General features: G+C 52.2%; 10 protein-coding genes. 6 read left to right on the top strand and 4 right to left on the bottom strand.

Annotated elements, in window-relative coordinates; all coding sequences use genetic code 11:
* Positions 1–14: 14 nt before the first annotated feature.
* The gene (locus ACN4EK_RS16730) at positions 15–2,612 is read left to right on the top strand and encodes a M1 family aminopeptidase (protein WP_431659169.1); all 2,598 of its coding nucleotides are present in this window, start codon (positions 15–17) and stop codon (positions 2,610–2,612) included.
* Positions 2,613–2,693: 81 nt separating this feature from the next.
* On the opposite strand, the gene ACN4EK_RS16725 is transcribed toward ACN4EK_RS16730, so the two are convergent.
* Positions 2,694–3,074 carry a hypothetical protein gene (locus tag ACN4EK_RS16725; protein ID WP_431659168.1) on the bottom strand — a complete coding sequence of 127 codons (381 nt, stop codon included), beginning with the start codon at positions 3,072–3,074 and terminating at the stop codon, positions 2,694–2,696.
* Between the two features lie 103 nt (positions 3,075–3,177).
* Positions 3,178–3,825, bottom strand: coding sequence for a DUF1361 domain-containing protein (locus ACN4EK_RS16720; RefSeq protein ID WP_431659167.1), 648 nt, complete (start codon positions 3,823–3,825; stop codon positions 3,178–3,180).
* 203 nt (positions 3,826–4,028) lie between these two features.
* Here ACN4EK_RS16720 and ACN4EK_RS16715 point away from each other — a divergent pair, with 203 nt between their 5' ends.
* A complete protein-coding gene (locus tag ACN4EK_RS16715; protein WP_431659166.1) occupies positions 4,029–6,023 on the top strand; it encodes a DICT sensory domain-containing protein in 1,995 nt (664 codons plus the stop codon).
* 126 nt (positions 6,024–6,149) lie between these two features.
* Positions 6,150–7,502, top strand: coding sequence for an acetyl-CoA carboxylase biotin carboxylase subunit (gene accC / locus ACN4EK_RS16710; RefSeq protein WP_431659164.1), 1,353 nt, complete (start codon positions 6,150–6,152; stop codon positions 7,500–7,502).
* A 3-nt stretch (positions 7,503–7,505) separates the two neighbouring features.
* Here the strand turns inward: accC and ACN4EK_RS16705 are convergent, their stop codons facing one another.
* Positions 7,506–7,790, bottom strand: a complete 285-nt coding sequence (locus ACN4EK_RS16705) for a YggT family protein (RefSeq protein WP_431659163.1) — start codon at positions 7,788–7,790, stop codon at positions 7,506–7,508.
* Between the two features lie 253 nt (positions 7,791–8,043).
* On the opposite strand from ACN4EK_RS16705, the gene psbX reads away from it, so the two are divergent.
* The 3 genes from psbX (at position 8,044) to ACN4EK_RS16690 (ending at position 9,699) form a co-directional block, all read left to right on the top strand.
* Positions 8,044–8,163 (top strand): photosystem II reaction center protein PsbX, encoded by a 120-nt coding sequence (gene psbX / locus ACN4EK_RS16700; RefSeq protein WP_431659162.1) that lies wholly within the window; start codon positions 8,044–8,046, stop codon positions 8,161–8,163.
* A 263-nt stretch (positions 8,164–8,426) separates the two neighbouring features.
* Positions 8,427–9,170, top strand: a complete 744-nt coding sequence (locus tag ACN4EK_RS16695; RefSeq protein ID WP_431659161.1) for a Ycf66 family protein — start codon at positions 8,427–8,429, stop codon at positions 9,168–9,170.
* A complete protein-coding gene (locus ACN4EK_RS16690; protein WP_431659160.1) occupies positions 9,145–9,699 on the top strand; it encodes a TolB family protein in 555 nt (184 codons plus the stop codon). Before ACN4EK_RS16695 ends, ACN4EK_RS16690 begins: the two co-directional genes overlap by 26 nt.
* On the opposite strand, the gene ACN4EK_RS16685 is transcribed toward ACN4EK_RS16690, so the two are convergent.
* Complete coding sequence (locus ACN4EK_RS16685; protein ID WP_431659159.1) at positions 9,696–11,591, bottom strand: iron uptake porin; 1,896 nt, start codon at positions 11,589–11,591, stop codon at positions 9,696–9,698. The two genes, ACN4EK_RS16690 and ACN4EK_RS16685, sit on opposite strands and share 4 nt — an antisense overlap.
* Positions 11,592–11,617 lie beyond the last annotated feature (26 nt).

The raw sequence follows: 11,617 nt of genomic DNA, 5'->3' as shown, positions 1-11,617 counted from the left end.
AAAGTTACATCCCTATGCCACAGTCCTACTTTGGTTTTGACGAAAACGGTCACAATTCCTTTGAGCTACCGGGTGCCCGTCCCCACTACAATCCCGATCGCCCTGGACAGGTGGAACATATCCGCTTAGACCTATCTCTGGATATTCCCAACCATAGCTATCAGGGAACCTGCACCATTCGTCTCAATCCCATTCGGAGTGGCATCGATCGCCTGACGCTGGATGCCGTGAATCTAACGATCGCAGCGGTCAGGGTTCAGGATGTCACCCAGAAATTTGACTACGATGGGGAAAGCCTCAACGTAACCTTGCAGGAGCCGACCCAAGCCGGACACCCGATTGAACTGGCGATCGATTACCACGTTGAAAAGCCCCAACGGGGACTGTACTTCATCACTCCCAATTCCTACTATCCCAATAAACCTACCCAGGTTTGGACTCAGGGCGAAGATGAAGACTCCCGCTTCTGGTTTCCCTGCTTCGACTACCCCGGACAACTCGCTACCTCCGAAATCCGGGTACGTGTGCCGAATCCCTTGATGGCGATTTCTAATGGGGAGCTGATTCACACCGAAGCCGATGGCGACTACAAGATTTATCACTGGTATCAGCATGAGGTGCATCCCACCTATCTGATGACGCTGGCGGTCGGTGACTTCGCCGAATTGCGGGACGAGTGGAACGGCAAACCTGTGACCTATTATGTGGAAAAAGGGCGGGAAACCGAAGCTCAGCTGAGTATGGGCAAAACTCCCCGGATGATTGAGTTTTTTAGTCAGAAATTTGGCTATCCCTACCCATTCCCCAAATATGCTCAGGTCTGTGTAGACGACTTCATCTTTGGTGGCATGGAGAATACCTCTACCACCCTGCTGACCGATCGCTGCTTAATTGATCAACGCGCCGCGATCGATAACCGCAGTACCGAAAGTCTGGTTGCCCATGAACTCGCTCACCAATGGTTTGGCGATCTGGTAGTAATCAAGCACTGGTCCCACGCCTGGATTAAGGAAGGCATGGCGACTTACTCGGAAGTCCTCTGGACAGAATCCGAATATGGGGCAGAAGATGCCGCCTACTATCGCCTCAACGAAACTCGCAATTATCTGGATGAAGATGCCTCGCGCTATCGTCGTCCGATCGTCACCCATATCTACCGAGAAGCGATCGAACTCTACGATCGGCATTTGTATGAGAAAGGGGCATGCGTCTATCACATGATTCGTGCCGAGTTGGGCGACGAATTGTTCTGGAACGCCATCACCACCTTTGTGAATGACAACGCCCATAAGACTGTGGAAACCGTGGATCTGCTGCGGGCGATCGAAATAGCCAGTGGTCGCAACCTGCTGTTCCTATTCGATCAGTTTGTCTTCCGAGGAGGACATCCCGATTACAAAGTGGCGTACTCCTGGGATGGGGATAGCAACCTGGCGAAAGTCACCGTGAGCCAAACTCAGGCAAAAGCAGATAGCTCCGGTAGTAATAGCGGGTTATTCGATCTAAAACTGGCGATCGGGTTTGGCTATATCACCCACCCGAATGATCCACTAAAATCCTTCACGGTACGGATTCACGATCGGGAGCAAAGCTTCTACTTCCCACTTGAACACAAACCGGATTGGATTAGCTTTGATGTTGGTAATCCCATTCTCAAAACGGTCACCCTGGAATATCCAGTCGCCGAACTGAAAGCCCAATTGCAGCACGATCCCGATCCAATCGCGCGGATCTATGCAGCGGAAGCATTAGCCAAGAAAGGCGGACTGGAACCGATTAAGGCACTGTCTGAAGCGTTAAAGACCGATCGCTGTTGGGGAGTTCGCGCTGAGGTTGCCAAGAATTTAGCCACGATCAAGCTGGATCAGGCATTTACCGAACTCGTAGTCGGATTGGCTGACCCCGATGCCAGAGTCCGTCGCGCCACCGTAGAAGCCTTAGCAGACATCAAAACCGACGACAGCTATGAGGTCTTAGCTCCCCTAGTGGCTGAGGGAGATGCCAGTTACTACGTGGAAGCGGCGGCTTTACGATCGCTGGGTAGTGTTGCCGCCTCTACCTCTACCCTCAGTAGCACTTCTACCGAGCAAGCGTTGACCTTGTTAGAGTCGGTGTTACAGGAACGGCAGGGTTGGAATGAGGTCGTGCGATCGGGGGTGATCGGGGCATTAAGCCAGATGAAAACCTCGGAAGCGGCTCTGAATCTGATCCTGCAATACACTGTCCCTGGAGTCCCACAGCCCTTACGACTCGCCGCCATTCGAGCGTTGGGAGCGATCTCCACCGGACAGACAAACATCAACCTGGAACGAATTCTCGAACGCTTGGAAGAACTGTCACGCGAAAGCTTCTTCCTGACTCAGGTTTCGGTGGTTGCAGCGTTGGGACAAATGGAAACCGCTAAGGCGATCGCTATCCTGCAAGCCCTCGCTGACCATACCCCTGATGGTCGCGTCCGCCGGATCGCGGAGGAAACTGTCCCGAGAGTCCAGAAAAAACTGGGTGCCGATAAAGCCGTCAAACAGTTGCGGGAAGAACTCGATCAACTGAAAAAAGATAATCAGGAGTTGCGCAGCCGTTTGGAAACGTTGGAAGCTAAGGCTCAGTCCTAATAGCAGTTTGGCACGGGAAACGATCGCGGTCAGGAGAGGAGAAATTACGCCCTGACTGCGATCGCCAGACTCAACCTAAGTTCAATAGCCCAAATATGTCCTCAGGAACCAGTTTTTCACCTTATTGATTCCCGGCATCCCATCCTGCATCCGTTGGTCAGTCACCGACATGCCCAATAAGGCAGCAAAATCGCTGTCTGACATTGCCCCAGTCTGATGCTTCTCAAACGCATCAACGACCGTGACTAACTCATCGACTGAAAAGCTAAAGCCATTTTGGCTGGCAAACTCAGCCACCGCAGGAGCGCGTTCTCCCTTGAGTGCGGCTGACTCGGCGGCATCCAGCTCTGCTTCATTGCTGATGTTGCCATCTCCAACACCTAGCAGTGCTTCAAGCTGTTGGCGTAATGCTGCGTCTTCAGCCGTTTTTTGCATAAAATTCAACACTGCCGCAGTTGCCATAATGCAAATGCTCCGTGAGATGTACGATTCCGAGATTATATCAACAAGTCCCAGGAGTCTCGAATTAAGCAAAGTGGAAGGTTAGCAGAACTCCGCCACCTGATTAATCTTCTTCCAGCCTGACAGAAAGCTGCCGCAGGGTTTTGATATACCGACGTTGTAACAGCAGAGCTAAGGTAATTTCCTTGAATACCCAATATAAGCCTGTAAAACCGATAAATCCCAGCATGATCAGGAACAAAGGACGATGGTCGAGCAAATTTTCTACCAAACTCACCGCGACATGATGGGGGTGCGTCACCAAATTCCAACTATTAAACCGCTCAAACCGTCCCAAATACACCCCGATCGCACTCAGAGCATGGAGTAGGAGTTCTGCTTGGAACACATACCGTCCTAAGCCCTGGCGCTGGAGATAATACCCCAAATTAATCAGCGATAGCACATACGCCATCAGCCCAACCAGGACAAACACCAGATATTTAGGAATGATCAGCAACGTGCCAACAAACAATGATGACGTTTGCTGAAGTTCCCGGACTAAATGAATTAAATCGGTTAAAACGTAGGGTGCGTTGGGTAAGAAGGCAACGAATACTAAGGCAACTACCCACCAGACCACCGATCGGGTTTTTGCCTGCCGAAATAACCAAACACTGAGTCCTAGCGGGAGCAGAGCCAGAAACAGGTTCCACACCATCCAATCACTGTTCGCAAAAAAGGTATCCCAAATTAGAGTGTGCCAGGTCATAGGCAAGGAGAGAGCAAAGGGTTCATTATTGGAATCACTGTCGTTCTAGCAAATTCCGAGAAGCAAGTGCGTCCCAGAAATCCCGGTAATTGGCATGAAGAATGGGAGTAGCATTTTTCTAGCCCCAGCAAAACGGTATAGTAGGGGCGGACAAGAATTTTTAGATTTAACTGTATCGGCATCAACGAGTTTCGTTTTCCTCGATGAGCAACTCCACTTCCATCCTGGAAGATCTACTGCAAGCGCTACCCGACTTGAGACCCCAGCTTTATTTCAAGTCATCATTAACGGCGCTTTCCCATGCTATGGAAGACCAGGTGTTAGCGGGGAGCGATCGCCCGTTAGTGATCGCCAATTTCCAGCGAGAGCGGTTTTATCGCCAGGAAGCCCATCGCTACCTCCGGATTGCGGAACGGACTGAACAGGTCTATGTCCTGGCAGCCCCGGAAACTGATTTTTGTAATCGCTCCGATCGCTTTGAAACGATCGCCTTTCAGCCCAGCGATGCCCTGACCCAGGAATGGCATCTGGTAGTCGTTGGTGCCCGTTATGCCGCCTGCTTAATTTGTAAAGAGCGGCAGGTGAGCGATGCCCTGACAGAAATTCCTACCTTCGCCACAGACCAATCGCGGCGGTTCGAGGGGATCTGGACATTTGAGCGCCAAACCGTTTGTCAGGCGGCGGAGCTCTTGCTCGATCGCATTCTTGCCTACCGACCGGAGTTAGCCGAGAAGGTCAAGCAAGCCAAATCCCTATTTACGGGCAAAACTCGCACCGGCTTTAATAACGTCGATCCAGGGCCCTTCGTGGAACGGCTCGTCACCTATTTGCAGGCAGGACAGTACAAACTACTGAAAGCCTACCGGTCGATCGCAGCCCAGGAACGCAAAGAACGACTGGTGAATTTGATCACCTCTGCCATCCGGCGATCGCTAGACCCGAATGAAATCTTTAAAGTAGCGGTTCAGGAACTGGGGCAGGCATTACAGGCATGTCGCTGTCTCCTCTATCGCTGCAAAGCCACTGATGCCAGCGTCATCATCCAGGACGAATTCCTCTGTGCCAATGTTGGTTCCTTGCTTGGGCAACCCTGGAGCTTACAGGACAACCCCTTATTTCAAGCGGTGGTCGAGCGGCAAGAGCGGGTTTATGTCGAAGATGCCCGATCGACAATTTGGGTGATGGATGATGGGCGCGAAGTCACTCCCCTACGATCGCTGGTCGAACAATGGCAGATCACCTCCTGGCTGCTGGTGCCCGTGATCCAACAAAACCGTTTGTTAGGGATTGTAGAACTCCATCACTGTGGCAGTAGCCCACATCTCTGGGAAGCCGACGAACTGGAACTGATTGAAGCGATCGCGGCACAAATCGGCACAGCCTTGATTCAAGCTGAGGCGTATGCCCATTTAGAGGATCTGAACCAACAGTTAGAGGCATTAGATTTAACCCGCAGTAACTTAATTGCGATTACTGGACACGAACTGCGAACTCCCCTGTCTACGATTCAGGTCTGCCTGGAAAGTTTAGCCAGTGAACCGGACATGCCGCCGGAACTACAGCAGGTGATGTTACAGTCCGCCCTGTCAGATGCCGAACGGATGCGGAAACTGATTCAAGACTTCCTTACCCTATCTCAACTGGAAAGCGGACGGGTAGAATGGCATCTGGAAGCTTTACCGATTCGAGAATGTGTTGATCTGGCACTGAGTAGCCTGCGGATTCGTCAACAGCAGACAGAACTCCCCGAAATTAAGACTGATGTGCCGTTAGACTTACCTTTAGTGCAAGCGGATGGTGAATGGCTGGTAGAAGTGCTCACCAAACTGCTGGATAATGCCTGCAAATTCACTGACCCCAATGGTCAAATTACGATTCAAGCCGTTGTCAACACCAACTCCATGCTAGAAGTGACCGTTGCTGATACGGGACGGGGCATTGAACCCAATCGGTTAGAGGTTGTCTTCGATCGCTTTTATCAGGAAGAAGGCGCGTTACGCCGAACCACCAGCGGCACTGGATTGGGATTAGCGATTTGTCGCCAAATTGTGACCCGTCTAGGAGGTCATATCTGGGCAAAATCGGCGGGTAAAGACCAGGGCAGCCAGTTCCATGTCACCCTCCCGATCGTGCCGATCGAACCGCCGGAGCCAGCCTTGCCCAAAAAACCCCGTGGTCGCACCACCAAAGTCAAGTAAGTACCGGAGCCACCCGCGAGTGACCAACCTGCCTCCACCCCGGCAGTCAGGAATTTCCTGGTCAAGATCTTCCAGGGTGTCTCCGGAAACGTCTATTCTACTGAATACGGAATCACACGTTAGAAGATGCAGTTTTCCAAAATCCTGATTGCCAATCGCGGAGAAATTGCCCTGAGAATTCTCCGAACCTGCGAGGAAATGGGGATCGCCACGGTGGCGGTTCACTCCACGATCGATCGCCACTCCCTTCATGTGCAACTGGCGGACGAAGCCGTTTGCATTGGCGAACCTCCCAGCAGCAAAAGCTACCTCAACATTCCCAACATTATTGCCGCCGCTTTGACCCGGAATGCCAGTGCCATTCATCCGGGATATGGGTTCCTGGCGGAAAATGCCCGGTTTGCCGAAATCTGTGCCGATCACAAGATCGCCTTTATTGGACCTTCTCCCGATGCCATCCGAGCAATGGGCGATAAGTCTACTGCTAAAAAAACCATGCAACGGGTGGGAGTACCGACCGTTCCTGGCAGTGTGGGGTTGCTAATGGACGAATCGGAAGCACAGGAGATCGCCCGCAAAATTGGCTATCCCGTCATCATTAAAGCGACGGCAGGCGGAGGTGGTCGGGGAATGCGTCTGGTGCGGGAAGAAGCCGACCTCTCGGCATTATTTGCCGCCGCCCAGGGAGAAGCCGATGCCGCCTTTGGTAATCCTGGCGTTTATCTAGAGAAGTTCGTCCAGAAACCTCGCCATATCGAGTTTCAAATTCTGGCAGACAGTTACGGCAATGCCATTCACTTAGGCGAACGGGAATGTTCGATCCAGCGTCGCCACCAAAAGCTGTTGGAAGAAGCCCCCAGTTCTGCCTTAACTCCTGAACTGCGGGAAAAGATGGGCGCAGCGGCTGTGATGGCAGCGAAGTCGATCAATTATGTCGGAGCCGGGACGGTAGAGTTTCTCCTGGATCAGTCGGGAGAGTTCTACTTCATGGAAATGAATACCCGCATCCAGGTGGAACATCCCGTCACCGAAATGATTACAGGGTTAGATCTAATCGCTGAACAAATCCGGATTGCCCAGGGTGAACGCCTCAGCCTCACTCAGGAGCAGGTAGAGTTACGCGGACACGCGATCGAATGTCGGATTAATGCCGAAGACCCCGATCACAACTTCCGTCCCCATCCCGGACGAATTAGTGGCTACTTGCCGCCCAGTGGTCCCGGTGTGCGGATGGATTCCCATGTTTACACTGACTATGAGATTCCGGCTTATTACGACTCATTGATTGGCAAGCTCATTGTCTGGGGACACGATCGCCCTGCTGCCATTCGCCGCATGAGACGGGCATTACGGGAATGTGCGGTAACGGGTTTACCCACCACCATTAGCTTCCATCAGAAAATCTTGGAAACGCCGGAATTTCAGCAGGGCGATATCTATACCAATTTCGTGGAACAGGTGATGTTTAACAAAAAATAGACATCACATCATCATGCGTAACAGTCCTTGTTGTCCCAGGAGAATTTCCCGTACCAGACTAAAGATGCCAACCCAAATAATGGGGGTAATATCCACCCCACCGAGGGGCGGCACGATTTTCCGGGAGGGGGCAAGGAAGGGTTCCGTCGGGATCGCCACCAGATTAAACGGGAAGCGAGCCAGGTCGGCTTGGGGATACCAGGTGAGCACAATCCGAAAAATAAATAGGAAGGTCATCACTGCCAACAGCACACCCAACACCCAGGAGGTGATCTCAAGCTCAGTCATACGCGATCGATGAAACACCCATTAAGGGATGTAAATTACTGCTTTCCTTATCTTAGCGGCATGGTTCCCTTTCCTGAAGCGGAGGTAAGCTGAACCTCGCTGCCTTTATGCACTAACCGCATTTCAGTAACCTCCGAATCTGATGCCTTCCTTCAGCCTTCCTTCAGCAAAATTCAGCGATCTGCTTCTCAATGGTGTGACAGACCGTTAAAATTATGAAAAACAATTTGTTGTAAGCGAGGCACAAGGGCTCATGACTCCTTCTCTGGCAAATTTCCTACTCAGCCTGGTTTGGGGTGCGATTATCGTCGTGATTCCGCTCACGGCTGCACTCATCTTTATTAGCCAAAAAGATAAGATTCAACGTTCATAGTCCATTGTTCACTTGTTTACCTGGGGGTCGCTGTTCCGACAGAGATCCCCTTGCCGTATTTTTCGACTATCACCATTACCTTAGGTCAGCTCAAGGGCAGGATGAGTTCCGGCAACATTTGAGCGATCACCTAAGGTTTTTTCATATCCAAACGAATTGATGACTTTGGGAAGTTTGCCCAACTGCCTCCGGAACGCCAGTTCGCTGGTGGAGATTTTGGGCGTAACTGGTTAACATAGAATGTACTGTTAAAGCGATTGGCGATGGTAAACGTCGGACTAAACTGGAGTAGCTTTGTAGGCATTGCCCTGGCAGCCGCCGGAGCCGCCCTCTATTTCCTGCGATCGATGCGCCCGAAACTAGCGCGTGACCACGACATTTTTTTTGCGGCAGTTGCGTTGCTGTGCGGTGGGATTCTGTTCTTCCAGGGTTGGCGACAAGACCCCATTCTTCAGTTTGGGCAGTTTCTCCTGGCAGGTTCCGCCGTCTTCTTCGCCGTTGAAAGCATTCGGATGCGCGGCATTACGACCGAGCAAGCCAAACGGAATGCCCCGATCGTGGATGATGAGCGCCCTGTGAGTCAGCGCTATAGCGTTCGTGCCGAATTAGATGACCTGATGCCCTACGACGAGCGACCACGGCGGATTCGGGGTACCCGAGATAGTCGAGCGAGCCGGGATGAGTATGACGATACCGCCTCTCGCCGCCCAAGTAGCCGGACTAGCGTAGACGATCGCTATGGCAGCGATCGCACTCGTAAACGTCGTCCCCGTCCGGGGGATGGCATGGTTGATGACATTGGGTTAGAGAGCGACGACAAACCCTATCGCAGCCGGAGTTCCAACCCCCCTCCCCGATCGGGTGGTTCAGCAAGTACCCGCCCCAGGCGACCTCGCCCCTCGGATGATGATCTGCGCTCCCGCGAACGGAATGTTGAACCGCCATCTTCCGAGTATGTTGATTATCGCCCGATTGAAAACGATGACGAGGAAGATAACTGGTCATAGGCTGGGTTGGCTTTCTCTAGGAATTACCATCACCTTAGCGGCATGTACACAACCGACGGTACCGATGGGTCCCTCGGAACTGAACAGCCGCTTTAATGATGAACAGCCTGCTTTGAGTGGGGATGGTCGGTATCTGGCGTTTGTATCGAATCGGGATGGGGGACGGGGCATCTTCTTATATGACCTGAGGATGCAGCGATTTGTGAATTTACCCCGGTTAAATCGCCGGGATGCGATCGCGGAATCTCCCAGCCTCAGCTATACCGGACGCTACATTGTTTATTTAGCCAGTGATAGCGCTCGACCCGAAATTGAACTTTACGATCGGGCGACTCAACAGCCCCAAGTTTTGTCGATCGGCTACCGGGGCTGGATCCGCAACCCCAGTATTAGCCCTGATGGTCGCTACATTGTTTACGAAACAGGTAGTCGGGGACAGTGGGATATTGAGGTATTGGATCGGGGAGCGGGAGTTGAACTGGATACCGCCGATTTTCAACGCCGCTCCACGCCAAATCCCATCCCTTAGAAGCTGAACTGACCGCGAATATTCCCCACAAAGATTGTGGGATTGTCATTAAAATTATTGGCATTAAAGATCGCGTAGACCGATGGCACGATCGCGATATTGTCAGTCACAGGGTAATAATAGGACGCTTCTAACTCGTACATCGTGCCGCCATCCCCGGCCCCAGAGGCAAAGTAGCGTTTGCCATGCAGGATATCCATTGGCATCAAGAAGGTAAGGGTCGCCAGTGCCCCCCGCTTACCCAAATCCGGGAAACCTAAACCCACCTGGAAGGATTGCACATTGATAGCTTTATTGATCGGCTTCAGGGTGGTAGTGGCATAGCCGTAGCGCCCAAAGATGCCGAAACCTGGAGTAATCAGCCAATCAAAGTTAAAGGCAAGATGGTGAGCAAAGGCATACTTCAAGCCACCAGGCGCTACACTGCCGTCTGGGAGCAGTTCGGAAAAACCCGGTCCAGCATCCACGAACCCATAGGGGAGCGGTTCTCCGACTGCATTGCCCACTTGCCCGCCAACGGCCTGTAAGCGGGAGTAGTTATATAAAAAGCGGAGATTAATGGTACTGGTAGGCGAATAGGTGACTTCAAAGGTAGAGGTATTGCTGCCACCAAATAAGCCAAAGTTGGGATCACTGGAGGTATTAAAGCCTAACCCCGGCACATTGGGTAGAAATTCGGTGTTCTCACCCAGATAACCCGCCGCAATCCGAAACTGACTACTGGGAGTCCATTCCACGACCGCACCGGAACCCCGATCGATCGCATTGGACTGTGTACTGCCGATCGAGTCAAAGCTACCCGCTCCCGTCAGGAAGAAGGTAAAGCGGTTAAAGTCAAAATGGCGATACCAGTTGATCCGGGGCCCTACGGCGACTTTGAGGGAGTCATTCACTGGAAACTGGTAGAAGAAATCGCGAATGATTACCGTCGTATCCCCATTAATGCTATTCGCCGATTGGTCGGTAAAGGGGGATCCAAAGGAATTAAAAAAGCCCGCCGAGGCATACTGGTTGGCAGGCGAAATCCCATTACCCGCTGCCAGAGTCGTCACCAATAAATCCCGACCTGTAAACGACGTATTGAGAGTCAACCAGGTTAAAAAGCTTAGGGTCGTTTGGGGCGCACCGGACCTCAGCACGATCGGATCCCCGCCGGAACGGGCTGCCGCAAATCGGACATCCGGTGGTACGCCCGGAATCCCTTCATAGTTGACATCATCTCCGGCTCCGGCTCCAGTCAAATTCATCCACGCCAACCCATTCAGTTTGGTTGTGGTCGAAAATTGTTGTTTTTCCAAAGTCGCGGTGCGGACATCCAAACTATCAACCCGTCCTCGCAGAGTCGCCAGTTCTGCCGCAAATTCCTCTTGCAACCGTTGCAGTGCCAGCAAATCTTCCTTCCTGACCAGATCACCCGTTGCCCCGGCAATTAGTTCCTGGATTTTATCCATACAGGCATTTAAGCCCGCCGCAAATTCATACCGAGTCATGGCGCGGTTGCCCCGATAGGTGCGATCGGGATAGCCCACAATACAGCCATAGCGTTCGACCAGGGATTGTAACGCCTGAAATGCCCAATCCGTGGGTCGTACATCCGTCAACTGAGAGACCGAAGTCACCTGTTCCATGCCCTCGGTTGGCAGTGCCTCAGGCGTAGCCGCTAAACTGCTTACACTGGGTATTGCCTCCATCACCTCTAGGGGACGGGCTTGCGCCACGATCGTGCTCGGCTCTGCTACCTCGGAAGTTACTGTAGAAAGGGATGGGGTTGACACGATCGCCCTACCAGACTCCACCGCCTGCGCCTGAGGCGATAGTCCCATCACTGCAAATACTGTTAGTAGAGACAGCCATAACCGTTGGGAGATTGTTGATTGAACCGTTGCCATCATCCTTACCATCCGTTCCTCACACCACA

This window comes from Pantanalinema rosaneae CENA516 (assembly GCF_050753385.1).
GTDB classification, from domain to species: domain Bacteria; phylum Cyanobacteriota; class Cyanobacteriia; order Leptolyngbyales; family Leptolyngbyaceae; genus Pantanalinema; species Pantanalinema rosaneae.
Note: the sequence above shows the minus strand (reverse complement) of the source record. Positions and strands in the feature narration are given on the sequence as shown.